Origin of the sequence: Pseudomonas sp. CMR5c (assembly GCF_003850545.1) — a bacterium.
GTDB lineage: Bacteria > Pseudomonadota > Gammaproteobacteria > Pseudomonadales > Pseudomonadaceae > Aquipseudomonas > Aquipseudomonas piscis.
The window spans coordinates 4,515,623-4,541,952 of sequence record NZ_CP027705.1; the positions used below are offsets into that span (position 1 = coordinate 4,515,623).

Consider the following 26,330-nt stretch of genomic DNA (forward strand, 5'->3'; position numbering starts at 1 on the left):
ATACTAAAGTACTTGTCCCCTTCCAGCATGGGGTCGGCGCTCGATTGCCTGCATGCTTGCTCCACCAGGCTCGTAGTCTCCCCTCGGGAAGTGGCCACATCCCACCACAACAATAACAACGAGGTCGTCATGCCAGCATCCACCACTGCTTCGAACTCCGCACCCGACGCCAGCCAGCCCCTGGAGGCCATCATCATCGGCGCCGGCTTCGGTGGCCTGGGCATGGGCATCGCCCTGCGCAAGGCTGGGGCCAGCCGCTTCGTCATTCTGGAGAAAGGCCAGGACGTCGGCGGAGTCTGGCGCGACAACAGCTATCCCGGGGCCGCCTGCGACGTGCCCTCGCACCTCTACTCGTTTTCCTTCGAGCCCAATCCCCACTGGTCCCGGACCTTCGCCCCCCAGGCGGAAATCCACGCCTACCTGCGGCACTGCGTCAAAAGCCATGGCCTGGAACCGTTCATCCGGTTCGGCGCCGAGGTCCGCCAGGCCAGCTTCGACCAGGAGCTGGGCTGCTGGCAGGTGACCTGCAACGACGGCCAGGTGCTGCTGGCGCGCCTGCTGATCAGCGCCACCGGCCAACTGAGCCGTCCAGTGCTGCCGAAGCTGGCGGGCATGGAGAGCTTCGCCGGCCAGGTATTCCATTCCGCCACCTGGGACCACGACTACTCCCTGGCCGGCAAGCGAGTCGCGGTGATCGGCACCGGGGCCTCGGCGATCCAGTTCGTGCCGCAGGTCGCCGCCCAGGTCGCGGCGCTGAAAGTCTTCCAGCGCTCGCCGGCCTACATCATGGCCAAGTCCGACCGTCCCTACAGTCCCCGGGAAAAACAGCGTTTCGCCCGCTACCCGCTGTGGATGAAGCTGGTGCGCGCCGGCCATTACCTGCACTTCGAGTCCCGCGCCCTGGGTTTCACCCGCTTGCGCGGCCTGATGCGCTGGGCCGTGGGCCGGCCCTTCCAGAAGTTGCTGGAGACTTCGGTGTCCAACTCGCAGCTACGCCGGCAGATGACCCCGGACTATCCCATCGGCTGCAAGCGCATCCTGCTGTCCAACGACTACCTGGCCACCTTCGACCAAGCCCATGTGCAATTGCTGACCCAGGGCATCAAGCGCATCACCGAGCACGGTATCCAGACCCAGGACGGCGAGCAGCACGATGTGGATGCGATCATCTACGGCACCGGCTTCGCAGCCACCGAGTTTCTCTCGCCGATGCGCATCACCGGCCGCAACGGGCTCGATCTGAACCAGGCCTGGCAACAGGGCGCGGCCGCCTACCTGGGGCTCAGCGTGCCCGGCTTCCCGAACTTCTTCATGCTCTATGGCCCCAATACCAACCTGGGCCACAACTCCATCATCCATATGCTGGAAAGCCAGATATCCCATGTGCTGAAGGCTCGCCAGGCACTGCTGGCCAGCGGCGCCCGCACCCTGGAAGTGGACGAGCGCCCGCACCGGCGCTTCCAGTTGCGGATCCAGCAACGCCTGGCCAATTCGGTATGGAGCGGCTGCAAGAGCTGGTATGTGGACGAGCAAGGTCACAACAGCACCAATTGGCCCGGCTTCACCTTCACCTATCGCTGGCTGGCGCGATACGCCGGGCTGGCGGCCTACCAACTGTCCAGCCCGCTGAACCCGGCCTCGCCGGCGAGCGGGCGCAGCATCGCAGCCCCCCGGGACTGGCTGGAGCGGGCCAACGCGGCCTTCCTCAGGCTGTTCCTGCGCTGCACCTTCAGGGCCTTGATCGGCCCGCCACGGGCCCTGGCCAGCCAGCGCAAGCTCGTCGCCGGCATGTCCTGGCTGATGCCGCCAGCCCTGGGGGTCGCTCGGCGGCGCACGCACCTGGGCCAGGTACCGGTGCAGATCATCGAACCCAAGGCCACTGCCGCCAGGGGCACGATCCTCTACCTGCACGGCGGCGCGTTCTGCGTCGGCAGCCCGGACACCCACTACAGCGTCACCAGCCGCCTGGCCAAGGAAAGCGGCTGTGCCGTCTGGGTCCCCGACTACCTACTGGCCCCGGAGCACCCTTACCCGGCGGGCCTGGACGACTGCCTGGCCTGCTATGACGCGATCCGCGCCCAGGGTTGCCCGGCCGAACAACTGTTGATCGCCGGCGACTCCGCCGGGGGTGCGCTGGCGTTGGCCCTGGCCCTGGCCTTGAAGAAACGGGGCGACGGCATCGCCGCCGGGCTCATGCTGCTGTCGCCAGTCACCGACCCGACCCTGGCTGGCCCCAGCTTGCAGAGCCGCCAGGGCGTAGATCCGATGATTCGCCGCGACTGGCTGGAACAGGCCCTGCAAGCCTATGGCGCGCCCGATCAAGACCTGTTGCACCGCCCCCTGGAGGCCGAGCTGGACGGCCTGCCACCGATGCTGGTGCAGGTGGGTGACCAGGAGCTGCTGCTGTCCGACTCCTGCCGTCTGGCCGAGCATGCCCGGGCCTGCGGGGTACCTTGCGAGCTGGAAATCCACCACGAGCGCTGGCATGTCTTCCAACTGCAGGCCTTCTACCTGCGCTCGGCCAGGAATGCCCTGCGCAGCCTGGCGCGTTTCGCCCGGGAGCGCCTGGAGCAACCACCAGCAACCGATGCCCGACGGTCACCTGCAACGGCAAAAGCGTCCACGCAAGCACAACCCGGTTGATCGCCAGCGGCCACGCCCTCACGCGGGCGTGGTCCGGCACCCGGTTGCATGCCTGTCACCAAGTTCTGATGGCCAGAAACCGCTTCTGCGGGTAAAACAGAGCCCCTCGAAAGCGGCCATCATGGCCGTGGATATCCCCAGTGCCCAGCAGGCGACCTGAGCGGGCTATCCACGCGTCTTTCCATCAGTCATCAAGGGAGCAGTACTCATGAGCAGCGAACACGAAACCTCCAGCGAATCTCTGCGTCTTGGCAGCACGGAAATCCGCATCCTGGGTTCGTTGATCGAAAAACAGGCCACCAACCCGGAAACCTATCCCCTGACCCTCAACGCCCTGGTCATCGCCTGCAACCAGAAGACCAGCCGCGAGCCGGTGATGAACCTGACCCCGGGCCAGGTCGGCCAGAGCCTGCGCACCCTGGAGGCACAGGGTTTCACTCGCCTGCAGATGGGCAGCCGCGCCGATCGCTGGGAGCAGCGCCTGGAAAAAGCGCTGGAACTGGTACCCGCGCAATTGATCCTCTGTGGCCTGATGTTCCTGCGTGGCCCGCAGACCGTGAACGAACTACTGACCCGCAGCGGGCGCATGCACGACTTCGAAGACAGCGAGCAGGTCCTGCACCAGCTCGAGCGCCTGGTGGCCCGCGGCCTGGCCTTGCACCTGCCGCGCCAGGCCGGCCAGCGCGAAGACCGCTACACCCACGCCCTGGGTGACCCGGCGGACATGGAGGCGATCCTCGCCGCCCGTGGCAACCCGGTGGAGCGCAGCAGCGGCGGCAATGTGTCACTGGAGCGCATCGAAGAACTGGAAGCGCGGATCGCCGCCCTCGAAGAGCGTCTGGCCCGCCTGGAGGGCTAGGCCCTGGCCACTGCCGAAGGTTGCGACAATCGCGCGCGCCTTCGGCCCATCGGCCCCTTCAGCCCCGGGCGAAGGCCACGGCCTGCTGGAACTGCTCTTCGCTCGGGCGTACGCCGGTGTACAGCACGAACTGCTCCAGGGCCTGGATGGCAATCACTTCAAGCCCGGTGATGACCCGCTTGCCCGCAGCCCGTGCCTGTACGATCAACGGCGTCTCGGCCGGTACCGCCACCACATCGAACACGATATCCGCCGCGGCGATGGCCTGGGCCTCGAAGGCCAGTTGCTGCGCCTCGGGCCCGCCGCTCATGCCGATCGGCGTGACGTTGACCAGCATCCGCGGACGCAGGCTGCCCAGCTCCGCCTGCCACTGGTAGCCCAGGGAGCTGGCCAAGGCGCGGCCGGCCACTTCATTGCGGGCCACGATCACGCCATGGGCATAACCGCCGTCGCGCAAGGCACTGGCCACCGCCTTGGCCATGCCACCGCTGCCGCGCAGGACGAAGGTGCAATCCTTGGGCACGGCATGGGTCGCCAGCAACTGCGCCACGGCAATGTAGTCGGTGTTGTAGGCCTTCAAATGACCGTTGGTGTTGACAATGGTGTTGATCGAGGCAATGGCCCGGGCCGAGTCGTCCAGCTCGTCCACCAGGGCGATACAATCTTCCTTGAACGGCATGGAGACGCCGCAGCCACGGATACCCAGGGCCCGGATCCCTCCGACCGCGCCCGGCAGGTCCTGGCTGCTGAAGGCCTTGTAGTAGAAGTTCAGCCCCAGTTGCTCATACAGGTGATTGTGAAAGCGCAGGCCGAAGTTCCCCGGACGCCCGGACAACGACATGCACAACTGGGTGTCTTTATTGGGGTGCATTTGCATCTTCATCTCCTCGCTTGGCACTTTCGGATAGACGGGATTGGTCGGCCAGCCGCTTGTGCCCGATCATATCGGCGCTTGTTCAAAGGGCTCCAGCCGTCCAGGGATAACGGTAAAGAGGCCGGTACAGACCTTACACAACATTTACTCAGCGACTGTGCAGATTTTGCGATAACCGCTGTCTTAGAAGTATCCCCGCGTCAGTTCTTGAGTCTGGTGCAGACCATAAACGCAGGGGTTGAACCGAGGAAAAACCATGATCTCCAAAATCCCCAAGATAGCCCTGCTCATTGGTGCACTCGCTGTCGCCGGCCAGGCATCCGCCCATGGCGGTGGCTGGGCCGGGCCCGCCGCGCTGGGTGCGGTCGTCGGCGCAGCCGTCGTGGGTTCGGTGATCGCCAACCAGGATCGCCCGGTCTACGTGCAACAGGCCCCGGTGTATGTGCAACCAGCCCCGGTGTACGCCGCCCCACCGCCCCCTCCGGTCTACTACCAGCCGGCACCGGTCTATGTGCAACAGCCGATCTACTATCGCCCGGCACCGGTCTACTACGGGCCACCCCGTGGCTACTACGGCCATCCTCATTATTACTACGGCCCTGGCCGCTGGTAAGCCAACCCAGGTTCCCGAAACAGGCCCCGCCCTCCAAGGCGGGGCCTGTTGCATTCCGGCTCCGGCCGAATGTCTGAATAATTCTGCAGAATGTCGTGACTGGAACAGTACTTGCGTTTAAATCCGGCAATAGTGTGCCGATCCCAAGGAAGCCCCGGGCGACATGGGATGGTCATGTTTGTGTCATCCAAGGGCTGCAAGATCGATCCAGTCCGATCGCCCCAGGCCCATAACAACAAGGACGCTCCCCATGCCTACGCAAAATCCGCACCGCGTTGCCGGCCTCTGCACCTCCAGCCGGGTGTATGACGCCCTGACCGAGCTCAAGCACCTGGAGGGCCATCGCAACGCCAAGTTCCTCTCCCTGCTGACCCAGAACCTGGTGCGCAAGGGCCTGCTCAACGAGCATGAGGTGCTGCAGATGCTCGACCAGGTCGTGGACTGATCCCGCGCGCGCCGTGGGTGAATATCCTGCCCAGCCATCGATGTCCATTATCGATCCGGGTGATTTTTCGTAGCACTGGACACTTTGTAAGGTAACCGCTCCCATAGAGGAGCTTCCCATGCCCAAGGTCCAGATCATGTCCGTCATCGGCAGCGCCGTCCCCGCCCCACTGCGGGAATCGGGCTTGCTCGCCTGCTGGTACCTGGTCCGCGATGGCGAGACCGTCAGCGGCCCCCTGGCTTCATTAACCACTGCCCAGGCCCTTTCCCGGCAACTGGATCGCCAGCCGGTACACGCCTAGCTGCCTGAACGTTGACCGCAAGCGCGATGTCCCGAAGCTCCGGCACCAGGCCGTTCAGGGCAAGGGCAAGCGCGCCCGCGGCCGGGTCTCGACGAACAGTCCCCAGCTGGACAGGAACAACGCGGCGATCAAGGGGCCGATGACGAAGCCATTGAGGCCGAAGATCGCCAGGCCGCCAAGGGTCGAGACCAGGATCAGGTAATCCGGCATCCGGGTGTCCTTGCCCACCAGGATCGGTCGCAGCAGGTTGTCCACCAGGCCTATCACCAGCACCCCGAACAAGCCCAGCACCACGCTCTGCCAGATTGCCCCGCTGAGCAGGAAGTACACCGCCACCGGCCCCCAGACCAGCCCCGCACCCACTGCCGGCAACAGCGACAGAAAGGCCATCAGCACCGCCCACAGCAATACGCTGGGAATATCGAGAAACCAGAAGATCAACCCGCCCAGGGCGCCCTGGGTCACCGCCACCAGCACATTGCCCTTGACCGTGGCCCGCACCACCCGGGTGAACTTCAATTGCAGGCGCCGCTTCTGGTATTCCGCCAGCGGTACCGCGGCGCGGATCTTGCGCACCAACTCCGGGCCGTCGCGCAGGAAGAAGAACAGCAGGTAGAGCATGACGGAGAAACCCACCAGGAACTCGAAGGTGCCCTGGCCGAAACTGAACGCCTGGGTCGCCAGGTAGTGGCTGCCCTGCATCGCCCCCCTGGCCACCTTTTCCTGCAGGCCCTGGAGCTCCCCCAGGCCAAAGCGGTCCAGCAAGCCCTGGACGGACGGCGGCAGGCGATGCTTGAAAAGCTCCAGGTAGCCGGCGATGTCCAGTTGCCCGCTCTCGATCTTGCGATACAACTCGGCGCCTTCCTGGACCAACAGCACGCTGATGGCGATCACCGGCAGGATGGCGATCACCAGGCAAATGCCCAGGGTGCACAGCGAGCACAGGTTGCGTCGGCCCCCGAGGCGCAGCAGCAGGCGACGCTGCAACGGTGCGAAGAGAATGCCGAGGATCACCGCCCAGAACAGCGCGCCGTAGAACGGCAGCAAGATCCAGATGAAGGCCACACTGACCAATGCCAGCAACAGCAGCAGGCTCTTGTTTTGCAGGTTGTTCTGATTCATGTCCGGTCCAGGTCGGTCAACGCCGGTTGGCGTCCTGGGATTTAGTCCACCGTCGCGTCGCCAAGTGCCGTTTTTTCTCTAGCGGATATAGACCCAGGTCAATGAATGCCTGCGGGCGCTGCCTTACCCTCGCGACCTTTTGCGACCGACAGCCCCATGACGCTCCTCGCCAAACCCGAACTCCTGGCCCCCGCCGGCACCCTGAAGAACATGCGCTACGCCTTCGCCTATGGCGCCGACGCGGTGTATGCCGGACAACCGCGCTATAGCCTGCGGGTGCGTAACAACGAATTCGACCACGCCAACCTGGCCCTCGGCATCCGCGAGGCCCAGGCCCAGGGCAAGCGCTTCTACGTGGTGGTCAACATCGCCCCGCACAACGCCAAGCTCAAGACCTTCCTCAAGGACCTGGCGCCGGTGATCGAAATGGCCCCCGACGCGCTGATCATGTCCGACCCGGGGCTGATCATGCTGGTACGCCGGCACTTCCCGGCCATGCCGATCCACCTGTCGGTGCAGGCCAACACGGTGAACTGGGCCAGCGTCGAGTTCTGGCAGCAGCAGGGCCTGAGCCGGATCATCCTGTCCCGGGAGCTGTCGCTGGAGGAAATCGAGGAAATCCGCCAGCAGGTGCCGGCCATGGAGCTGGAGGTCTTCGTCCACGGCGCCCTGTGCATGGCCTATTCCGGGCGCTGCCTGCTCTCGGGCTACATGAACAAGCGCGACGCCAACCAGGGCACCTGCACCAACGCCTGCCGCTGGAAATACAAGGCCGAGCAAGCCACCGAAAACGACCTAGGGGAGATCGTCCAGACCTTCGAACCCGAGCCGACCCTGGGCCTGGGCGCCCCCACCGACCAGGTGTTCCTGCTCCAGGAAGCCAATCGTCCGGACGAGCAGATGCCGGCCTTCGAGGACGAGCACGGCACCTACATCATGAACGCCAAGGATCTGCGGGCGGTGCAGCACGTGGAGCGCCTGACACACATGGGCGTGCATTCGCTGAAGATCGAGGGCCGGACCAAGTCCCACTTCTACTGCGCCCGTACCACCCAGGTCTATCGCCGGGCCATCGACGACGCCGCAGCCGGGCGCGAGTTCGACCGCAGCCTGATGAACGACCTGGAATCCCTGGCCCAGCGCGGCTACACCGAGGGCTTCCTGCGCCGCCACGTGCATGACGAATACCAGAACTACCAAAACGGCAGCTCGGTGTCGGAGCGCCAGCAGTTCGTCGGCGAGCTCACCGGACTGCGCCGCGACCGCCTGGCCGAGGTCAAGGTGAAGAACCGCTTCGCCCTGGGCGACCACATGGAGCTGATGACGCCCAAGGGCAACTTCCACTTCGACCTGCATGAGCTGCACAACGCCCAGGGCCAGGCCATCGAAGTGGCCCCGGGCGACGGCCATACCGTGTACCTGCCGATTCCCGACCAGGTGGACCTGCGCTTCGGCCTGCTGATGCGCGATATCGGCGCCTGAGGCGCAACGCCCTCATCCTTCCCCCCTTGTCCGAGCACCGTCCGGCGTGAACCACGCCGGATGGGGGCATCCCCTGCGGTCCTGCCCAGGACCCGTCACGAAAGCCTGGTAAGCCTGATCGACAACGGTCTGCGGCCGCTGCCCGGATATCGTTGAATCAGGCCAGCCGCTGCCGGCAAACGCCCGCAGCGACAGGCCTGGCTGCCCCGGCCCACGCGGCTGGGAGAATAGGCGGGACGTTATACTTTTCGGCCGCGAAAGCAGACCGCGTTCGCGAAAAAGCAGCTCCTGCAGTAGCAGAATTACAACGATAAATACAAAGGAATGTCTTGATTATGTCCGACTCCAATCTGCATCGGCTCGCCAGCCAATTCTCTCCCAGACCCATGGAACACCGCCTGGAACTTCGCCATCTGCGCTACTTCAAGGCGGTGGCCGAAGAGCTGAGTTTCACCCGTGCGGCGCAGAAGTTGCACATGGCGCAACCCCCGCTGAGCCAACAGATCAAGCAGCTGGAAGAAGATCTTGGCGCCCTGCTGTTCGAGCGCCAGAGCCGGCCCCTGCGCCTGACCGAGGCCGGCGGACAATTCCTGCTCAAGGTCCGGGCCATCCTCGATGCCGTGCAGTCCAGCGTCAGGGAGATCCGCGGCCTGGCCGAAGGCCATACCGGACGCCTGTCCATCGGCTTCGCCGGCTCGGTGATGTACAACCGGCTGCCGGAAGTGCTGGGACTGTTCCAGCAGTGCTACCCGGATGTGGAACTGTCGTTCAAGGAACTGCTGGCGGCGGACATCGCCCCGGCGCTGCTGGAGCATCACATCGACATGGGCTTCGCCCGGCCCCCGATCGATGACGACCCGGCGATCGAGCAGCGCTTGCTGCTCAAGGAACCGCTGGTGGTGGCGCTCCCGGCCCGGCATCGCCTGGCCGGGCGCAAGCACCTGGAACTCAAGGACCTGGATAACGAGAAGACCGTGCTCTATCCGCGTTATCCGCTGCCGAGCCTGACCGACCGGATCCTGTCCCACCTCGAACCGCTGGGGATCAAGTTGCGCATCGTGCAACAGATCGAGAACCTGCAAGCCGCCCTGGGCCTGACCAGGGCCGGAGTGGGGCTGACCTTCGTGCCCCAGAGCGTCGGCGCCGAGCAACGCCAGGGCATCGTGTTCCTGCGGATTCGCGGCAACCCGCTGCATTCACCCCTGAGCGCCGCCTGGCTGCCGGCCTCCAACTCGGTGGCCCTGCGCAACTTCCTGCCCCTGCTCGGCCTGTTGGGAGAAGACCCCCAGGCCCTACCTGCCCCCGGCAACCGGGATAATGGCCCCGGTGACATAGCTCGCCGCGGCTGAGGCCAACCAGCACACGCAGTCGGCCACCTCCTCCGGCAATCCTGCCCTGCCTGCGGGCACTCCCGTGGACATCTCAGACAACCGCTCGGGTTTTCCGGCTGCGGCGTGCAACCCTGTCTCGATCAAACCTGGAGCCACGGCATTGACCCTGATTCCTTCGTCGGCGACTTCCTTGGCCAAGCCCCGGGTCAGGCTGTCGATGGCCCCTTTCGTCGCGGCGTAGTGGATCCACTCCCCGCCCCCGCCCAGTTCGGCGGCCCGGGACGACAGGTTGACGATGACCCCGCCCGCCCCACCATGGGAACGGCCCATGCGCCGCACCGCTTCGCGGGCACACATGAAGGCGCCGAACACATTGACCTGGAAGACATGCTCCAGGCGCTTATAGGACAGCGCCTCGAGCCGGGAGAAACCTTCGGTGATCCCGGCATTGTTCACCAGCAATGTCAGGGGTAGCGGGCGTCGATCCAGAGCCTCGAACAACGCCATGACCGCCACCGGCGAAGCGATGTCCAGCTGCCAGCTCCAGGCCACGCCACCAGCGGCGCCAATCGCCTCCTCCACCTGCCGGGCCGCCTCGCCGTCGTGCTCGTAGGTCAGGCACACCTCATACCCCAACAGCCCAAGCTGACGGGCCACCGCCGCACCTATTCCACGACTGCCACCGGTTACCAATGCCAAGCCTTTCATAGCGATTTCCTTATCCATTGCAGTTCAAGAAACCTTACAAGCCAAAGTTCAAAGAACAACTAATTTTTATAATTCCCGCCTCCAGCAAGTGTCAACGCCTAAGTTCATCAACAGCAACTTATATATAGCCCATATAAAAGCATACGCAGCCGATATTGGACGCAAGGTCCCGTGCTGCATAGCCTGCAGGCCAACTCGCTCATCTGTTGATGTTTTCCAGGCCGGCCACTTTGGCCACAAGGAAAGTTCTAATAACGGAGATGGAAATGGCTGAACTTCTAATAGAGCGGCTGACCGGATGGATGTCACGGTCGGCAGAACAAGTCGCACTCAGCGATGCCTCCCGGCAAATGACTTATTCAATGTTGGAACGAGATGCCCTGGACCTGGCCGGGCAAATCCGCGGACGTGGCATCGGCGCAGGACAACTGGTGGCGGTGGTCGGCCCCAGGTGCCTGGAAGTGGTGGTCGGGCTAGTGGCCGTGATGTTCAGCGGCGCCGCCTACACCATAGTCGAGATCGCCTCCCTTGAAGAGGACGCCGGCCCGCGCCTGGAGCAGATCGGCGCCGACCTGGTGCTGGCCGTGGGCGGCTACACCCTGATGCAGCACGATGCGGTGTCCTATGCCTTCGATGCCGACTGCCGCGCCGCTGCCCCTGCACCACAACCGACCATTGCCGGGGGCGATGCAGCCGCCTACGTGCTCTATACCTCCGGCTCCACCGGTACGCCCAAGGGCGTCGCGGTGTCCGCCCGCAACATCGCCCACTATTGCCAGGGCATCGCCCAGGCGCTGGGCATCACCAACGGCCTGCGCTATGCCCATGTCAGCACCCTGGCGGCCGATCTTGGCAACACCGGATTGTTCCTGGCGCTCTGGACGGGCGGCAGCCTGTACATCGCCGACGAATACGAACGCAAGGACCCCCGGGCCCTGTATCGGTTGCTGGGCGAACAACGCATCGACGTGCTGAAGATCACCCCCACCCACTGGCGCACCCTCCTCGACCAGGCCACGGCGGACCAGGGGCCGCGCCCGACCCTGGGCTGGTTGTTGCTTGGCGGCGAGGCCCTGGAGCCGCCATTGGCCCGCAGCACCCTGGCCAGTGGCATGGTCGGCCGGCTGTTCAACCATTACGGCCCGACGGAAACCACGGTCGGCGTCACGGTCCAGCCGGTCCTGGCCGAACAATTGGCAGCGCTGGGCGAGGCCAGTGTGCCCATTGGCCGCGCCCTGGGAGACAGCCAGCTGCGGGTGCTGGACGGCCATGGCCACCCTTGCCCCGCAGGAGTCACCGGCGAGCTGTTCATCGGCGGACCGCAAGTGGCCCTGGGCTACTGGCAACGGCCGGACCTGGATGCCGGGCGCTTCGTCGAACTCCAGGGCCACAGGTTCTACCGCTCCGGCGACCGGGTCCGGCTCGACGACCAGGGGCGCCTGCACTTCGCCGGGCGGGCCGACCGCCAGGTCAAGGTCAACGGCTACCGGGTCGAGTTGGGACATGTCGAAAGCGCGCTGCAACGGCTGCTGGAGCAACGGGCGGTGGTGGTCCATCGCCGCTTCGCCGAGCGCGACTACCTGCTGTGCGCCTATGAAGGGCCGCACAGGAGCAACGGCTGGCTGCGCGCCGGGCTCGCTCGGCAGGTGCCGGGCTACATGCTGCCGTTCAGCTTCGAGAACATTGCGCACCTGCCCATGAATGCCAACGGCAAGCTCGATCGCCAGGCCGTCGAGCGCCGGTTGCAGGAAGGTTTCGCCACAACCATGGCCAGCGCCCTGGACGACCAGGTCCAGGCCGACGAACCCTACGCCAAGCTGCTGAACGCCTTCCGCCGCCACTGCCGGGCAACGAGCGTGGAGACCGACAGCGACTTCTTCGACCTGGGCGGCGACTCCCTGGACGCCGTGCGCTTGATCTCCGAGCTGCAACTGGAGGGCTTCGACGTCAGCGCCCGGGCCTTTTTGGGCAGCCCCACCCTCGCCGGCCTGGTGGCCCAGCTGCAACAGGCCAGCTCACCCGCCGAGCCCGGCCACAACCGTGCCGAGCAGGCCAGCCGGGGCATCGCCGGCCCGGCGCAGCAGTGGTTCCTGCAACAGGACGTGCGTGAGCCCGACCGCTGGACCCAATCGATGCTGGTGCAAGCCGAAGTGCGCCTGGATGCCGGGCGCCTGGGCCAGGCCTGCCTCCAGGTCTTGCAGGCCCACGAGATGCTGCGCTCGCGCTTCGCCTTCGACGACCAGCGCCAGGCCTGGGTGTTCGAAGCCGGCGCCGCCTACCCCGAGGTGTTCTCCGAGCTGGATGCCGGAGCCGTCGATGCCAGCCTCGATGACTTGGCCAACCGTCGCTATGCCGTCCTGGAAAGCCGCTTGAGCATCAGTGCCGGACGCTTGTTCTTCGTCGAGCTGATCACCCACCAGGACCGGCAGTACCTGTTGCTGGTGGCCCACCACCTGGCCGTGGACGTGGTGTCCTGGAGCCTGATCCTCGACGAGTTGATGATCCGCTACACCAGCGACAGCCGCGCCATGCCCCTGCGCTGCGCCAGTTATGCCGACTGGGTCGGGCACCTGCAGGCCCACCGCGAACTCCTGGCCCGGGACGCCGGCTACTGGCGACAACGGCTCGCGAGCCCGGCGCAACAACCGTTCCCCGCCGGCCAGGAACAAGACGCCCAGACCGCCTGGATCGCCTTCGACGCCGAGCAGACCGCGCGCATCATGGCTGGCGCGGCGCGCAGCGGGGTGTCCATCGACCAGTACCTGCTGGGCCACTACCTGGCCCTGGCGAGCCGGCAATGGCCCGAACCGGTGCTCAACGTGACCTTCGAGAGCCACGGCCGCCTCAGTCTCGACGACCAGACCGAGATCTCGCGTACCGTGGGCTGGTTCACCGCCGCCTTTCCCCTGGCCCTGGACGCCGCCGAGCTGGCCCGCGAGCCAATCGCCACGGTTCGCCAGGCCCTGGCCGAGGTTCCCCACCTTGGACACTCCTATGCCAGCAGCGGGCTGCCGGCGTTCGCCACACGTCACTGCTTCAACTACCTGGGCAAGACCAGCCTCGGCCTGCGCGATGACTGGAAGCTGCGCCCGGCGCCGGTGACCTACGCCGGGCTGCGCGGTCGCGAGAACCCGCGGATCAACCAGTTCAAGCTCACCGGTCGGCTGGCGGGCGAGCAATTGATCCTGGACCTGAACTTCAACGCCCTGGCCACCCCGGCGGCGCTGATCGGCGAGTTCGCCCAGGCCCTGCGCGCGGCCTTGCTCGACGGCCAGGCCTCGGCAGGCGGCGTACAGCTGTCCGACAGCAGCTCCAGCGGCGCCTTGTGGAACATCCCCGCAACGGTGATCGGCAGCCATGGCGTGGCGCTGCCGGGCAAGGCCGCGCAGAACATCCTGCTGACCGGCGCCACCGGTTTCATCGGCATCCATGTGCTGCGCGAATTGCTGGAGCAGAGCAGCGCGACCCTGCACTGCCTGGTCCGGGCGGACTCCCCGAGCGCGGCCCGGGCCCGCCTGGCCGCCGCCTGGAGCCACTTCTTCAGCGATGCCAGCGCCTTGCCCCGGGAACGGGTGCAGGTTTGCGTCGGCGACATGAGCCAGCCCGGTTTCGGCCTGTCCCAGGCCCAATGGGCGAGCCTGGCCGGGAGCATCGACGCGGTCTACCACTTCGCCGCCGATACCCGCCTGGTGGGCAGCCGCAGCGACATGCAGCGCAATATCGTGTTTCCCACCCATGAACTGGTGCGCTTCGTCGAAAGCGGCCACGCCAAGGCCCTGCACTTCATGTCGACCCTGGCCGTCAGCGGCTGCTACCGGGGCGCCGAGCCGGTGGTGTTCGACGAAGACGCGCTGGACGTGGGCCAGGACTTCCTCAACGAATACGAGCGCTGCAAGTTCCTCGCCGAAGGCATAGTCCGGGAGCTGGCATACCGTGGGCACAGCGCCTTCATCTATCGCTCGGGCAACGTCACCGGCCACTCCCAGACCGCGATGTTCCAGCGCAACGCCAATGCCAATCGCTGGGTGCAGTGCATCAACGCCATCGCCCATGCCGGCTACGCACCGGCGCAGTACGACGAGCCGCTGGTGCTCAGCCCGGTGGACATCGTCGCCCGGGGCATCGTCAGCCTGTCTTTGGACCCGTCCCTGCGCAGCGGCACCTACCACGTCGACTCGCCCTACGCGATTTCCTCGGACCTGTTCGTCGCCTCGCTGCAAGACCTGGGCATCCCGATCAAGCGGGTCCGCGCGCACAGCCTCAAGGACGCCCTGGAACGCTCGGGCAAGACCACCCAGGCCGAAGTGGCGCTGGGCCTGTTCTGGGCCTCGCGCGAAGCACGCAACCTGACCTACGACCACTCACGGACCCTGTCGCGCCTGCAAGAACACCGGGTCGAGTTTTCCCAGCTGTCCCGGGACTGGGTGTTCACGTTCGTCCGACGCTTGAAGGATCGCGGATTGTTCGGGTACGCCCGGACCAACGGGTGACCACGGCCACCCCCACTTGAAGGAGCAAGCAATGAACAATCATTCGACCGTGGCGATCTCCGGCGGCACCTCGGGCATTGGCCGCGCCGTCGTCCAGGCGCTGGTGCAGGCCGGGGCCAACGTGGCCCTCAGCGGCCGCGACCAGGCCCGCCTGGAGCAGGTCTGCGCAGCGGCCAACGACAACGCCAGAAAGGCCGTCGGCATCGCCATGGATGCCTGCGACCCGGCCCATGTGCCGCAACTGTGGCGGGCCGGCGAGCAAGCCTTCGGCGAGCCGCCCAGCGCCTTCGTACTGTGCGCCGGGCGTGGCCTGCCAGGATCGCTGCTGGGCTCGGACAGCGCGCAGTGGCAAGAGCTGGTGGACGTCAACGTACTGGGCGCCATGCATCAGCTGCGCGCCGCGGCCAGGGCCTTCCTCGAACGCCGGCGCAGCAGCGAGCGGGTCCAGGACATCGTGGTCATCGGTTCCACCGTGGGGCGCCAGCTGTCCGCCGGCAACCCGGTATACGGCGCCACCAAGTTCGCCCTGCATTCGCTGGTGGAGTCCCTGCGCCAGGAGCTGGCCAGCAGCCTGGTCCGGGTGACCCTGATCGAGCCCGGGTTCGTGCGCACCGGCTTCCAGGAAACCGCCGGCTACGACATGCACGGCTTCGCTGCACTGGAACGCGACCAGGGTCCGTTCCTCGGCCCCGAGGACGTGGCCCGCGCCATCCGCTTCGTGCTCGAACAACCCGAGCACGTGCACATCGACGACATCCGCATCCGCCCTTCGCGGCAACGCATCTGACCCGCAACGTCACTTCCCAAGAGGATCCATGCATGAACATGCTCGTAAAACCTGCAAGAAGAGAAACCGCGCCACCGGTGGTGGCCAGCGAACTGACCACCGACACCCTGCTGGCCCTGGCCGCCCGGGAGATCGGCGCGATCCACGTCAAGGGCTACTACCCGGTGGCGATCGCCGAGCGAGCCGCCGAGGCCGCCATCGAGCACCCCAAGCTGGGTTACTACAACAAGAAATACACCAGCAGCGTCGGGCGCATCTGCACGCCGCACATCGATTCGGAGTGGGACCAGGAAGCCGGCCGCAAGTACCACGCCGAGGCGGTGGAGAACATCCAGGACCTGCGCAGCCTGTTCGAGCCGCACCTGACCCCGGCCGACAAGATCCGCCTGCAATTGCAGGAATACTGGCCCGGTGGCGCCAACATCCAGCGGCTCTACGGCCATGCCTGCTTCGTCGGCGCGATCCGCGTGTTCAAGCCGTCCTCGTCGCGGTTCTACCCGCACAACGACACCATCATCGAGGAGTCGGATGCACCGGAACTGGAGGGCATCGAGGAGCAATTGGTGGCCAACATGTACCTGCGCACCCCGCAACAGGGCGGCGATCTGCAACTGTGGCTGCGTGACCCGAGCCCCGAGGAGCTGGTCCTGATCCGCGATGTGGAAGGCCTGCTGCCGGAGAAGGTGGAGCAGCCGCCGCTGGTGCTGCATCCGGATGCCGGCGACCTGATTATCTTCAGTTCGCGCATGCTGCATGCCGTGACTCCCAGCAAAGACAGCTATCGTATCGGCATGGCGGCCTTCATTGGCTGCTATGGCAGCGACCGGCCCCTGACCTACTGGAGCTGATCGTCCCATGGACGTGGCGCCGCACCGATGCGGCGCCACCTTGGCGACAGGTTATGACACGACACCTCATTCTGTTCGGCTTCACCCCGGCACGACAGGCGGCCCTGGCCAGCGACCTGCACCAGCTGGGTTTGGACTCCCCCCGGCACGCCCACGGCAGTCTTGTCGTCCAGTGGCAACCGCGCCATGAAGCGCGGCGCGGGGAGCTGTTCAACGGCCTGCGCGAGCTGGCCACGGATTTCGCGGTGCTGCTCCCGGGCCTGGCCCTGGCGGACTTCCGCCTGCTGGCCTGCGACATGGACTCGACCCTGATCGAAGTCGAGACCATCGTCGCTTTGGCAGACCTCGTCGGCGCCACCGAGGAAGTCGGGCGCCTCACCGAGCGGGCGATCAGCGATGCCCGGGACGACTACGCCGCCAGCATGCGCTATCGCATCGGCTTGCTGCGCGGCCTGGCCGTGGCCGACCTGCATCGGCTGATCGAGCGCACCGTACGGCTGTCCCCCGGCGCCGCCGAACTGATCGCCATGGCCGCCCGGGCCGGCCTGCGGACCGCCATCGTCAGCGGCGGTTTCGACCTGGTGGCCCAGGGCATCAGGCAGCGCCTGGGCATGGACGAGGCGTTCGCCCACAAGCTGGAGGTGGTCGATGGGCGCCTGAGCGGCACCCTGCTCGGCGAGGTGATCGATGCCCCGGGCAAGGCCGCCATCGTCCAGCAACTGTGCGCCCGCCATGGCATCGCCCCGCAGCAGGTGATCGCCGTCGGCGACGGAGCCAACGACCTGGACATGGCCCGCCAGGCCGGGTTGTTCGTGGGCTTCCGGCCCAAGCCGGTGCTGCTGCCGGCCTGCGATATCGTCCTCGACCATGGGGGCCTCGACAGCCTGTCCACGGTCCTGGCCCAGGGCCGTCAGGTCGAGGGCCTGCGGGCCGAGGCAGTCCAGTGAAAAGCCTGCCGCCAACGTTGCGCCAGCGGCCGGACCTGTGGATCTCCGGCCTGTTCCTGCTGCTCTGGTCGTCGGGCTTCGCCATCGTCAAGGTCGGGCTGCAGTACTGCAGCCCGATGATGTTCCTCTGGCTGCGCTACGTGATCGTGGTGCTGGTGCTGCTGCCGGTGGTACTGGTGCAGCGTCCACCCCTGCCCCGGGGCCGGCCCCTGCTGGCGATGATCGCCAGTGGCGTGCTCATGCAGTGCGTGTACTTCGCCGGGACCTACCTGGCCATCGACGCCGGGATCAGCGCCGGCCTGCTGGCGCTGATCGTCTCGCTGCAACCGGTGGTGATCGGCGTCGCCTCGCCCTTGCTGCTGCGTACGCCGGTGGCCGGCCGCCAATGGCTGGGGCTGTTGCTGGGATTTTTCGGGGCGGCGGTGGTGATCCTGGCCAAGTCCGGCGTGGAACGCTTCACCGCGCTGGGCATGGGCCTGGCCTGGCTGTCGCTGCTGGGACTGAGCGCCAGCGTGCTGCTGGAGAAGGCCTCGACCCCGCAGCCGATCATCCTTTCGCTGTTCAGCCAGTACCTGCTGGGCATGCTGCTGGTCTCGCCCCTGGCCTTCACCTTCGATACCCAGCCGATCCAGTGGAACTGGGCCTTCGTCGGCTCCCTGGGCTACCTGTCGTTCTTCAATTCGCTGCTGGCGATCGCCTTGCTGATGCTGTTGGTGCGGCGTAACGAGGCGGCCAGGGTGTCGGCGGTGTTTTTCCTGGTGCCGCCCTGCGCGGCCCTGGTGGCCTGGCTGCTGCTGGGCGAGCCGATGCCCTGGCTGGCCTGGGGGGGCGTGGTACTGGCCGCCATGGGCGTGCGCCTGTGCAGCTCGCCCGCGCCGGGCAAGCCATTGCTCAAGTGATCGGCAGGACGGCCTGAGGCCAAAGGGGAGCCGGCCGGGCTCCCCGGGCGGGGATGTTGCTCAGAGCACCATGGCCGCGACCCAGCCAAAGGCCAGCAGCGGCAGGTTGTAGTGCAGGAAGGTCGGGACCACGGTGTCCCAGATGTGGTGGTGCTGGCCGTCGATGTTCAGGCCAGAGGTCGGGCCCAGGGTCGAGTCCGAGGCCGGCGAGCCGGCGTCGCCCAGGGCCCCGGCGGTGCCGACGATGCAGACGATGGCCACCGGGCTGAAGCCCAGTTGCACGCACAGCGGCACGAAGATCGCCGCCAGGATCGGCACGGTGGAGAACGACGAGCCGATACCCATGGTCACCAACAGCCCCACCAGCAACATCAGCAGCGCACCCACGCCTTTGCTGTGGCCGATCCAGCTGGCCGACGCCTGGACCAGGCTGTTGACCTCGCCAGTGGCCTTCATCACCTCGGCGAAGCCTGAGGCGGTGATCATGATGAAGCCGATCATGGCCATCATCTTCATGCCTTCGGTGAACAGCTCGTCGGTCTCGCGCCAGCGCACGATGCCCGACATCGAGAAGATCAGGAAGCCGCACAGGGCGCCGATAATCATCGAGTCCAGCAGCAGCTGGATGACGAACGCGGCGACGATGGCCAGGCCCGCCACCAACAGGGTCCGCGGGTTGTACTGCACCTCGACCTGCTCGACCTTCTCGATCCGGCCCAGGTCGTAGACGCGCTTCTTGCGGTAGCTGACGAACGCCAGCAACAGGCCACAGACCATGCCCAGGGCGGGAATGCCCATGGCGTGGGTGACGTTGACCTGGCTGATGTCGACACCACTGCGCGCGACGTTGGCCAACAGGATCTCGTTGAGGAAGATGTTGCCGAAGCCCACCGGCAGGAACATGTAGGGGGTGATCAGGCCGAAGGTGATGACGCAGGCGATCAGGCGCCGATCCAGCTGCAGCTTGGTCAGCACGTAGAGCAGCGGCGGCACCAGCAGCGGGATGAAGGCGATGTGGATCGGCAGGATGTTTTGCGAGGCGATGGCCACCACCCACAAAAGGCCGATCAGCAACCATTTGACCTGGCCGCCACCGTTGGCGTCCTGGCGATCCACCAGCAGCAGGATCTTGTCCGCCAGGGCGTGGGCCAGGCCGGACTTGGCGATGGCCACGGCGAAAGCCCCGAGCAAGGCATAGGACAGGGCCACCGTGGCCCCGCCGCCCAGGCCGCTGTTGAAAGCCTTGAGCGTGGCCTCGATCCCCAGGCCGCCGGTGAGGCCGCCCACCAGCGCGCCCACGATCAGGGCGATCACTACATGCACGCGGGACAGGCTGAGTACCAGCATCACGCCTACCGCGGCAATTACTGCGTTAATCATCGTTACCTCATTACTGCGGGCAAAAACCGCGCAAAAGCCAGTGACCGACCGGAGGGCAGCACGCTGCCGACATCGGGATGAAAGAGCTTGTTGTTAGAGGGCGCGCACTTTGCAGCAGTGGGCCCGGCTTGTCAAAACCGCGGCCCGGCGCCCATCGGCACCCGGCTTCGCATGGCTCGCAGGGCCGCATGGGTCGCAAGAACGCTGAAGGTCCTGCGGACCTTGGCGCAGCCTCGCGGGCTCGGCAGCGGCTACCCATATGGGGGGGTGACGGATTTCGAACGCTCGTTTAAAGAAACCCGACCAACGGCCGCTACAGTGCAAAGTCTCAGATATTTATCGAATAAAGGACGTCTCCATGTCGCTCAGACAACTTTCCATCCAATGGAAGATCACCTTGCTGGCCGGACTCTGCCTGTTGGGCATCGTGTCGCTGTTGGTGGGGCTTTCGCTGTATCGCATGGAGCACAGCTCCGAGATGGTCAAGGCCTCGAGCATGGAGATGCTCAATGAAGCCGCCCAGGCCCGGATCGAGGCCCAGGGCGAAGTCCAGGCCCTGGGGATCCGCCAGCAGTTCATGGACGCCTATCAATACGGCCACGGTTTCTCGCGCCAGGTGCTGTTCCTGCGTGAACAGGCCGAGAAGCGTTTCCTCGACGCCTTCGACCTGCGCGAGGACCTGACCCGCCAGGTCAAGTCGGCACTGCAGGCCAACCCCGACCTGCTGGGCCTGTCCCTGGTGTTCGAGGCCAACGCCCTGGACGGCAAGGACAGCCTGTTCAACGGCCAGACCGAACTGGGCAGCAACGAGCAAGGCCGCTTCGCCCTGTACTGGTCGCAACCGACCCCGGGCCAGCTGACCGCCATGGCGCTGCCGGAAAGCGACATGAGCAATACCCGCACCGGCCCCAGCGGCCAGCCGGCCAATGCCTGGTTCACCTGCCCGCGCAGCACCCTCAAGCCCTGCGTGATCGAGCCCTACTTCTATGACATCGCCGGGCAGAAGGTGCTGATGACCAGCATCGTCTTTCCGCTACTGGTGGACGGCAAGGTCATCGCCTCGCTGTCGGTGGACATCAACCTCAACAGCCTGCAGGCGGTCAGCCAGAACGCCAGCCGCAAGCTCTACGCCGGCCAGACCAATGTCAGCATCGTCAGCCCCGAAGGCCTGCTGGCCGGCTACAGCCCCGACGCCAGCAAGCTCAGCCAGCGCCTGGACAGCGTCGACAGCGCCAACGGCGCCGAGCTAATCCGCCAGCTGGCCAGCAGCACCCAGACCCGCAGCCTGCACAACAACCATGAGCTCAAGGTACTGGCGCCGTTCACCCCGATCCCCGGCGGCAAGCCCTGGGGCGTGCTGCTGGACGTGCCGGAAAAGGTCCTGGTGGGTCCGGCCGAGGCGCTGAAGAACGAACTGGATGCCAGCAACAGCAGCGGCACCCTGATGGAGCTGGGCCTGGGCCTGCTGGCTGCGGTGGTCGGCCTGCTGCTGGTATGGCTGATGGCCCGCAGCGTGACCCGGCCGATCCTTGGCGTGGCCGCCATGCTCCAGGACATCGCCAGCGGCGAAGGCGACCTGACCCGCCGCCTGGACTACGACAAGCAGGACGAACTGGGGCAACTGGCCGGCTGGTTCAACCGTTTCCTGGACAAGCTGCAACCGATCATCGCCGAGGTCAAACGCTCGGTGCAGGACGCCCGGGGCACCGCCGACCAGTCGTCGGCCATCGCCACCCAGACCAGCGCCGGCATGGAGCAGCAGTACCGCCAGGTGGACCAGGTGGCGACCGCATCCCACGAAATGAGCGCCACTGCCCAGGACGTGGCCCGCAGCGCCGCCCAGGCCGCCCAGGCTGCCCGGGATGCCGACCAGGCGACCCAGCAGGGCCTGACCGTGATCGACCGCACCACCCGCGCCATCGACCTGCTGGCCGCCGACATGAGCACCGCCATGGGCCAGGTCGAAGGCCTGGCCAGCGACAGCGAACAGATCGGCTCGGTGCTGGAGGTCATCCGTACCATCGCCGAGCAGACCAACCTGCTGGCTCTCAACGCCGCCATCGAAGCGGCCCGGGCCGGGGAAGCCGGACGTGGTTTCGCGGTAGTGGCCGATGAAGTGCGCAACCTGGCCCAGCGCACCCAGGAATCGGTGGAAGAAACCCGCCAGGTGATCGAGCAGTTGCAGAACGGCACCCGTGATGTAGTAGCGTCCATGGGCAATAGCCATCGCCAGGCCCAGGGTAGTGTCGAGCAAGTGGAACAGGCGGTGACCGCCCTGCGCCAGATCGGCGATGCGGTGACGGTGATCAGCGACATGAACCTGCAGATCGCCAGCGCCGCCGAGCAGCAGAGCGCCGTGGCCGAGGAGATCAACAGCAACGTGGCGACCATCCGTGACGTCACCGAATCGCTGTCGGAACAGGCCAACGAGTCGGCGCGGGTCAGCCAGTCGCTGAACAGCCTGGCCAACCAGCAGCAGGGGCTGATGGACCAGTTCCGCGTCTGACCCTGCAACCGCTGCCGAGCCCGCGACGCCGCGACAAGGCCCACAGGGCCTTCGGTGCCATCGAAGGCGACGTCCTCTTCGGAGTCGATCGCCGCCTTCGACAGCCGCGACGCCGCCAGCCCGGCATCCGGCAGCAGCGCAAAGCGGCCCCTGGCAAGCTCAGCGCCGGGGCAACTCGATCTCTACCCGCAAGCCGCCCAGGGGGCTTTGCCCAAGGCTCAGGCGGCCGCCCCAGGCCTCGACGATATCGCGCACTATGCCCAGGCCCAGGCCGTGGCCGTCGGTCTGTTCATCCAACCGGGCGCCACGGCTGAATACTTCATCCCGGCGCTGCTCCGGAATCCCCGGGCCATCGTCGTCCACCGCCAGGCAAAAGCCCGCGGCACCCTCCTCGACCTGCAGCCGCACTTGCGCATCCGCCCACTTGCAGGCGTTGTCCAGCAGGTTGCCCAACAGCTCCAGCAGGTCCTCGCGATCCCAGGGCAGGCGCAGCCCGGGCGCCGCGTGGTAGCTGAGCTCCAGGTGCTCGCCGTGGATCATGTTCAAGGTCGCCAGCAGCCCCGGCAACTCGGCATCGCACTCGAACAGCGCGCCGGGTAGCGCATCGCCGGCCAGCCGCGCCCGGTTCAATTCGCGGTTGAGCCGCGACTGCACCTGCTCCAGCTGCTCCAAAAGGATCTGCCGCACCTGCGGCTGGCCCGCCAGCTTCGGCCCCGAGGCCAGGCTCAGCAGCACCGCCAGGGGCGTCTTCAGGGCGTGCCCGAGGTTGCCCAAGGCATTGCGCGAACGCTTGAGACTGTCTTCGGTGTGCGCCAGCAAATGGTTGACCTGGGCCACCAGCGGCTCCAGCTCAACCGGTACCTGGGCATCGAGCTGGGAGCGCTGGCCCAGCTGCAGCTGGGCGATCTGCTCGCGGGCCGTCTCCAACGGACGCAAGGCCCGGCGCACGGTCAGGCGCTGCAGCAGCAGGATCAATAACAGCCCCGCCAGGCCCAGCCCGAGGCCGATCTGGCGCATGCGCTGGAAGCTCTCGCGCACCGGGGTGTAGTCCTGGGCCACGCTGATGCTGATGGCCTGGCCGAAGCGCTTGTAATCGCTGCGCAGCACCAGCAGCTGCTGGCCCTCGGGGCCCAGTTGCAGGTTGCCTTGCAGCCCGGCCTGCTCCAATTGCGGCAGGTCCTGGTCCCACAGCGAGCGGGAGCGCCAGTGCACGTTGGCGAAGTCGATACGAAAGTAATGCCCGGAGAACGGCCGCTGGTAGGCCGCCGACAGCCGCCGCTCATCCAGCTGCAAACCTTGCGGACCGCGAACCAGGGCCAGCAGCAGGCTTTCGCTGGCGTTGCGCAGGCCAGCCTCCAGGTAGCGTTGCAGGCCCACCTCGAACAACCACAGGCTGGTCTGCGCCAGCGCCAGCCCGACCACCAGCATCACCCCCACCAGGCCCAGGCTCAGGCGGCGCTGGATCGACCTCACGAGGCCGCCCCGCCGAACAGGTAGCCCTGGCCCCGACGGGTTTCGATGACGCTGCGCCCCAGCTTGCGGCGCAAATGGTTGACGTGGACTTCCAGCACGTTGGAATCGCGTTCGGTCTCGCCGTCATAGAGGTGTTCGGCCAGGTGGCTTTTGGAGAGGATCTGCTGCGGATGCAGCATGAAGTAGCGCAGCAAGCGGAATTCCGCCGCGGTCAGTTGCACGTCCTGGCCATCGCGGACCACGCACTGGCGGCCTTCGTCCAGGTGCAAGCCGGCGGCCTGCAGGGTCTGCTGGTTGGCCTGGCCATGGGACCGGCGCAACAAGGCCTGGACCCGCAGGTGCAGTTCTTCGGGATGGAACGGCTTGCTCAGGTAATCGTCGGCGCCGGCCTTGAGCCCTTCGATACGCTCGGCCCAGGAGCCCCGGGCCGTCAGGATCAGCACCGGGGTGGCCAGGCCTTCGGCACGCCATTGGCGCAGCACGTCCAGGCCCGGCACCCCGGGCAGGCCCAGGTCGAGGATGATCAGGTCATAGGGTTCGCTGGCCCCCTGGTACAGGGCATCGCGGCCATCGGCCAGCCAGTCCACGGCGTAGCCCTGGCGGTTCAGGCCTTCGAGCAACTCGTCGGCCAGGGATACATGGTCTTCCACCAGCAGCAGGCGCATCAGTCGTCTTCCTCGTCTTTCAACAGGCGCCCGGTGGCGGCCTCCAGGTCCAGCTCGCGGACCACGCCGTCCACGGTCAGCAACTCGACTTCATAGATGTATACGTCGTGTTTTTCTTCCAGTTCGGCCTCCAGCAGCTTGGCCCCGGGATAACGGTCCATGGCTTGTTGCAGCAGCTGCTCCAGGGGCAGGATCACCCCTCGCTGGCGCAGGCGCAGGGCCTCGTCCTGGTCCAGGTCGCGGGCCACCGCCAGCGAGCAGAACAACAACAGCGCCAGGGCCAGCCGGCTGCCGAGGGGCAATCTCCGATTCATTACGTGTCCTGATGATCCTTGAGTACCTGGCCGCTCACGGCGTCCAGTTCCAGGTCCCACTCCAGCCCCTGCGGGTCGCGCAGCTCGACCTGGTAGATGTACTTGCCGTACTCCTCTTCCAGCTCGGTTTCGCTGATGCTCGCCCCAGGATGCCGGGACAGGGCCATGGCATTGAGTTTTTCAAAGGAGGCAATGGTACCAGCGTCGCGCAGGCGCAGGGCTTCGTCGGGGCCCAGGTCGCGGGCATGGGCCAGGCTCGCGGTGAGGGCGATCAGGGTGGTGGCGAACAGGGCGGTCAGGGTCTTCATGGCAGGTCTCCAAGGCAGTGGCCAATGGCCAATGTTGTCCACGATACCCGGGGCAACTTAATTGAAGCTGAATCTGCCGCAGCGCCCTGACAGAACTTTCATTCGGCCCCCACGGGCAGGGTTCTCTATACTCGGCGACTGATTCGACAACGAGCCCGGTATGACCGCCATCCACATCAAGTTCGCCGCCCTGACCCTCAAGGCCGGCCCGCGCGCCTTGGCGCGCATCCGCCGCCAGGGCCTGCACGCCGGTGAAGTCGGCACCTTGCCCGGCGCTGCCGGCGGTCCCAAGGCCCTGGGCATCCAGGGCCTGGACCTGGCGCTGTTCGGCGAATGGTTGCCTGGAGTGCCCCGCGAACGTTCGCTGATCGGCGCCTCGGTGGGTTCCTGGCGGTTCGCCAGCGCCTGCCTGCCCGATGCCGCCGCAGGCATCCGCCGCCTGGGCCAGTTGTACAACGCCCAGAGCTTCGCCAAGGGCGTGACCATGGCGCAGATCAGCCAGAGCTCGCGGCAGATGCTCGACGACCTGCTCGAAGGCCGCGATGCCAGCATCCTCGACAATCCCCACTACCGACTGAACATCATGGTGGTCAAGAGCCACGGCCTGCTCGCCGATGACCATCGCGGGCGCCTGGGCCTGGGCTTGTCCTCGGTGATCGCCGACAACCTGCGCGGCCGCGCGCGGCTGTCACGGCACTTCGAGCGCCTGGTGCTGCACGACCCGCGCCTGGCCCCACCGCTGCATGCCCTGGAAGACTTCCCCTCGCGCTTCGTCCCCTTGGATCGCGGCAACCTGCGCCAAGCGCTGCTGGCCTCGGGCTCGATCCCCATGGTCATGCAGGGCGTGCGCGAGTTGCCCGGCGCCGGTGCCGGCACCTTCCGCGACGGCGGCCTGCTGGACTACCACCTGGACCTGCCCTACAGCGGCAGCGACATCGTGCTCTATCCACACTTCACCGACCGGGTGATCCCCGGCTGGTTCGACAAGACCCTGCCCTGGCGCCGGGCCAGCCCCGAGCGCCTGCGCGATGTCCTGCTGCTGGCGCCATCGCGGGAATACCTGGCGCGCCTGCCCTACGGCAAGCTGCCGGACCGCAACGACTTCAAGCGCTTCATGGGCGACGACGCCAGCCGGCAGAAATACTGGCGCAGCGCCATGGATGAAAGCCGGCGCCTGGGCGACGAGTTCCTCGAACTGGCCAGCCAGGGTCGCCTGGGCGAGCGCCTGCAGAGCCTCTGATACCCGGCATCGCTGCGGCAAAACCCTTTGATCAGGGTTTTTCCGTAACCGGGGGCAAGCTGATAAACTCGCCGACTGCCTCAATTCGCCCCAGG

21 protein-coding genes and 2 pseudogenes are annotated in these 26,330 nt (G+C 66.2%); 15 read left to right on the forward strand and 8 right to left on the reverse strand.

The window, feature by feature from the left end:
• Nucleotides 1–129 precede the first annotated feature (129 nt).
• Both C4K40_RS20795 and C4K40_RS20800 read left to right on the forward strand, forming a co-directional pair.
• Complete coding sequence (locus C4K40_RS20795) at nt 130–2,643, forward strand: alpha/beta hydrolase fold domain-containing protein (RefSeq protein ID WP_053137377.1); 2,514 nt, start codon at nt 130–132, stop codon at nt 2,641–2,643.
• A gap of 208 nt (nt 2,644–2,851) precedes the next feature.
• Nucleotides 2,852–3,502: a YceH family protein gene (locus tag C4K40_RS20800; protein ID WP_022639744.1), complete on the forward strand. Its 651-nt coding sequence runs from the start codon at nt 2,852–2,854 to the stop codon at nt 3,500–3,502.
• Between the two features lie 58 nt (nt 3,503–3,560).
• On the opposite strand, the gene C4K40_RS20805 is transcribed toward C4K40_RS20800, so the two are convergent.
• Nucleotides 3,561–4,379 carry a shikimate 5-dehydrogenase gene (locus tag C4K40_RS20805; RefSeq protein WP_053137534.1) on the reverse strand — a complete coding sequence of 273 codons (819 nt, stop codon included), beginning with the start codon at nt 4,377–4,379 and terminating at the stop codon, nt 3,561–3,563.
• A 253-nt stretch (nt 4,380–4,632) separates the two neighbouring features.
• Between C4K40_RS20805 and C4K40_RS20810 the strand changes: the two genes are divergently transcribed.
• From C4K40_RS20810 to C4K40_RS20820, 3 genes are all read left to right on the forward strand, one after another.
• The gene (locus tag C4K40_RS20810) at nt 4,633–4,989 is read left to right on the forward strand and encodes a hypothetical protein (RefSeq protein ID WP_022639747.1); all 357 of its coding nucleotides are present in this window, start codon (nt 4,633–4,635) and stop codon (nt 4,987–4,989) included.
• Between the two features lie 250 nt (nt 4,990–5,239).
• Nucleotides 5,240–5,434, forward strand: coding sequence for a hypothetical protein (locus tag C4K40_RS20815; protein ID WP_022639748.1), 195 nt, complete (start codon nt 5,240–5,242; stop codon nt 5,432–5,434).
• A 118-nt stretch (nt 5,435–5,552) separates the two neighbouring features.
• On the forward strand, nt 5,553–5,735 hold the full coding sequence (locus C4K40_RS20820) for a hypothetical protein (RefSeq protein WP_022639749.1): 183 nt from the start codon (nt 5,553–5,555) through the stop codon (nt 5,733–5,735).
• 54 nt (nt 5,736–5,789) lie between these two features.
• Here the strand turns inward: C4K40_RS20820 and C4K40_RS20825 are convergent, their stop codons facing one another.
• Complete coding sequence (locus C4K40_RS20825; RefSeq protein ID WP_053137375.1) at nt 5,790–6,857, reverse strand: AI-2E family transporter; 1,068 nt, start codon at nt 6,855–6,857, stop codon at nt 5,790–5,792.
• Between the two features lie 156 nt (nt 6,858–7,013).
• On the opposite strand from C4K40_RS20825, the gene yegQ reads away from it, so the two are divergent.
• Together yegQ and C4K40_RS20835 are read left to right on the forward strand one after the other, a co-directional pair.
• On the forward strand, nt 7,014–8,339 hold the full coding sequence (yegQ, locus tag C4K40_RS20830; RefSeq protein WP_022639752.1) for a tRNA 5-hydroxyuridine modification protein YegQ: 1,326 nt from the start codon (nt 7,014–7,016) through the stop codon (nt 8,337–8,339).
• A 335-nt stretch (nt 8,340–8,674) separates the two neighbouring features.
• On the forward strand, nt 8,675–9,688 hold the full coding sequence (locus tag C4K40_RS20835) for a LysR family transcriptional regulator (RefSeq protein ID WP_022639753.1): 1,014 nt from the start codon (nt 8,675–8,677) through the stop codon (nt 9,686–9,688).
• On the opposite strand, the gene C4K40_RS20840 is transcribed toward C4K40_RS20835, so the two are convergent.
• The gene (locus C4K40_RS20840; RefSeq protein WP_053137531.1) at nt 9,632–10,378 is read right to left on the reverse strand and encodes an SDR family oxidoreductase; all 747 of its coding nucleotides are present in this window, start codon (nt 10,376–10,378) and stop codon (nt 9,632–9,634) included. The genes C4K40_RS20835 and C4K40_RS20840 overlap by 57 nt on opposite strands.
• Nucleotides 10,379–10,680: 302 nt before the next feature.
• On the opposite strand from C4K40_RS20840, the gene C4K40_RS20845 reads away from it, so the two are divergent.
• Genes C4K40_RS20845 through C4K40_RS20865 form a run of 5 tightly spaced genes read left to right on the forward strand, consistent with a single transcriptional unit; the run spans nt 10,681 to nt 18,349 of the window.
• The gene (locus tag C4K40_RS20845) at nt 10,681–14,868 is read left to right on the forward strand and encodes an amino acid adenylation domain-containing protein (protein WP_256224250.1); all 4,188 of its coding nucleotides are present in this window, start codon (nt 10,681–10,683) and stop codon (nt 14,866–14,868) included.
• A 31-nt stretch (nt 14,869–14,899) separates the two neighbouring features.
• A complete protein-coding gene (locus tag C4K40_RS20850; protein ID WP_022639757.1) occupies nt 14,900–15,655 on the forward strand; it encodes an SDR family oxidoreductase in 756 nt (251 codons plus the stop codon).
• Between the two features lie 32 nt (nt 15,656–15,687).
• Entirely contained in the window at nt 15,688–16,503 is an 816-nt protein-coding gene (locus C4K40_RS20855; RefSeq protein ID WP_201770008.1) for a 2OG-Fe(II) oxygenase, read from the forward strand.
• Nucleotides 16,504–16,556: 53 nt separating this feature from the next.
• Nucleotides 16,557–17,450 (forward strand): phosphoserine phosphatase SerB, encoded by an 894-nt coding sequence (gene serB / locus C4K40_RS20860; protein ID WP_053137369.1) that lies wholly within the window; start codon nt 16,557–16,559, stop codon nt 17,448–17,450.
• Nucleotides 17,447–18,349, forward strand: coding sequence for a DMT family transporter (locus tag C4K40_RS20865; protein WP_053137364.1), 903 nt, complete (start codon nt 17,447–17,449; stop codon nt 18,347–18,349). Before serB ends, C4K40_RS20865 begins: the two co-directional genes overlap by 4 nt.
• A 60-nt stretch (nt 18,350–18,409) precedes the next feature.
• Here C4K40_RS20865 and C4K40_RS20870 read toward each other — a convergent pair whose 3' ends face one another.
• Entirely contained in the window at nt 18,410–19,726 is a 1,317-nt protein-coding gene (locus C4K40_RS20870) for a Na+/H+ antiporter family protein (protein ID WP_164485057.1), read from the reverse strand.
• A gap of 580 nt (nt 19,727–20,306) precedes the next feature.
• On the opposite strand from C4K40_RS20870, the pseudogene C4K40_RS32260 reads away from it, so the two are divergent.
• Nucleotides 20,307–21,377, forward strand: a pseudogene (locus C4K40_RS32260) (HAMP domain-containing protein); the annotation flags it as partial.
• 348 nt (nt 21,378–21,725) lie between these two features.
• A pseudogene (locus C4K40_RS32265) lies at nt 21,726–22,235 on the forward strand (methyl-accepting chemotaxis protein); the annotation flags it as partial.
• Between the two features lie 159 nt (nt 22,236–22,394).
• Here the strand turns inward: C4K40_RS32265 and C4K40_RS20880 are convergent.
• Genes C4K40_RS20880 through C4K40_RS20895 form a run of 4 tightly spaced genes read right to left on the reverse strand, consistent with a single transcriptional unit; the run spans nt 22,395 to nt 24,995 of the window.
• Nucleotides 22,395–23,708, reverse strand: a complete 1,314-nt coding sequence (locus C4K40_RS20880) for a sensor histidine kinase (RefSeq protein ID WP_022639764.1) — start codon at nt 23,706–23,708, stop codon at nt 22,395–22,397.
• On the reverse strand, nt 23,705–24,373 hold the full coding sequence (locus C4K40_RS20885; RefSeq protein ID WP_022639765.1) for a response regulator transcription factor: 669 nt from the start codon (nt 24,371–24,373) through the stop codon (nt 23,705–23,707). The genes C4K40_RS20880 and C4K40_RS20885 overlap by 4 nt, the downstream gene beginning before the upstream one ends.
• Nucleotides 24,373–24,687 carry a PepSY domain-containing protein gene (locus C4K40_RS20890; RefSeq protein ID WP_031320197.1) on the reverse strand — a complete coding sequence of 105 codons (315 nt, stop codon included), beginning with the start codon at nt 24,685–24,687 and terminating at the stop codon, nt 24,373–24,375. The genes C4K40_RS20885 and C4K40_RS20890 overlap by 1 nt, the downstream gene beginning before the upstream one ends.
• Entirely contained in the window at nt 24,687–24,995 is a 309-nt protein-coding gene (locus C4K40_RS20895) for a PepSY domain-containing protein (protein ID WP_022639767.1), read from the reverse strand. The genes C4K40_RS20890 and C4K40_RS20895 overlap by 1 nt, the downstream gene beginning before the upstream one ends.
• 160 nt (nt 24,996–25,155) lie before the next feature.
• Between C4K40_RS20895 and C4K40_RS20900 the strand changes: the two genes are divergently transcribed.
• Complete coding sequence (locus tag C4K40_RS20900) at nt 25,156–26,235, forward strand: patatin-like phospholipase family protein (RefSeq protein ID WP_022639768.1); 1,080 nt, start codon at nt 25,156–25,158, stop codon at nt 26,233–26,235.
• Nucleotides 26,236–26,330: the final 95 nt, after the last annotated feature.

What these genes read in the sequence shown, in the direction of transcription:
- C4K40_RS20885 (WP_022639765.1), bottom strand. Translation starts at nt 24,373, where the DNA reads ATGCGCCTGCTGCTGGTGGAAGACCATGTATCCCTGGCCGACGAGTTG.
- C4K40_RS20810 (WP_022639747.1), top strand. Translation starts at nt 4,633, where the DNA reads ATGATCTCCAAAATCCCCAAGATAGCCCTGCTCATTGGTGCACTCGCT.
- yegQ (WP_022639752.1), top strand. Translation starts at nt 7,014, where the DNA reads ATGACGCTCCTCGCCAAACCCGAACTCCTGGCCCCCGCCGGCACCCTG.
- C4K40_RS20850 (WP_022639757.1), top strand. Translation starts at nt 14,900, where the DNA reads ATGAACAATCATTCGACCGTGGCGATCTCCGGCGGCACCTCGGGCATT.
- C4K40_RS20840 (WP_053137531.1), bottom strand. Translation starts at nt 10,378, where the DNA reads ATGAAAGGCTTGGCATTGGTAACCGGTGGCAGTCGTGGAATAGGTGCG.
- C4K40_RS20795 (WP_053137377.1), top strand. Translation starts at nt 130, where the DNA reads ATGCCAGCATCCACCACTGCTTCGAACTCCGCACCCGACGCCAGCCAG.
- C4K40_RS20800 (WP_022639744.1), top strand. Translation starts at nt 2,852, where the DNA reads ATGAGCAGCGAACACGAAACCTCCAGCGAATCTCTGCGTCTTGGCAGC.
- C4K40_RS20895 (WP_022639767.1), bottom strand. Translation starts at nt 24,995, where the DNA reads ATGAAGACCCTGACCGCCCTGTTCGCCACCACCCTGATCGCCCTCACC.
- C4K40_RS20815 (WP_022639748.1), top strand. Translation starts at nt 5,240, where the DNA reads ATGCCTACGCAAAATCCGCACCGCGTTGCCGGCCTCTGCACCTCCAGC.
- C4K40_RS20900 (WP_022639768.1), top strand. Translation starts at nt 25,156, where the DNA reads ATGACCGCCATCCACATCAAGTTCGCCGCCCTGACCCTCAAGGCCGGC.
- C4K40_RS20820 (WP_022639749.1), top strand. Translation starts at nt 5,553, where the DNA reads ATGCCCAAGGTCCAGATCATGTCCGTCATCGGCAGCGCCGTCCCCGCC.
- C4K40_RS20805 (WP_053137534.1), bottom strand. Translation starts at nt 4,379, where the DNA reads ATGCAAATGCACCCCAATAAAGACACCCAGTTGTGCATGTCGTTGTCC.
- C4K40_RS20845 (WP_256224250.1), top strand. Translation starts at nt 10,681, where the DNA reads ATGTCACGGTCGGCAGAACAAGTCGCACTCAGCGATGCCTCCCGGCAA.
- C4K40_RS20890 (WP_031320197.1), bottom strand. Translation starts at nt 24,687, where the DNA reads ATGAATCGGAGATTGCCCCTCGGCAGCCGGCTGGCCCTGGCGCTGTTG.
- C4K40_RS20825 (WP_053137375.1), bottom strand. Translation starts at nt 6,857, where the DNA reads ATGAATCAGAACAACCTGCAAAACAAGAGCCTGCTGCTGTTGCTGGCA.
- serB (WP_053137369.1), top strand. Translation starts at nt 16,557, where the DNA reads ATGACACGACACCTCATTCTGTTCGGCTTCACCCCGGCACGACAGGCG.
- C4K40_RS20835 (WP_022639753.1), top strand. Translation starts at nt 8,675, where the DNA reads ATGTCCGACTCCAATCTGCATCGGCTCGCCAGCCAATTCTCTCCCAGA.
- C4K40_RS20855 (WP_201770008.1), top strand. Translation starts at nt 15,688, where the DNA reads ATGAACATGCTCGTAAAACCTGCAAGAAGAGAAACCGCGCCACCGGTG.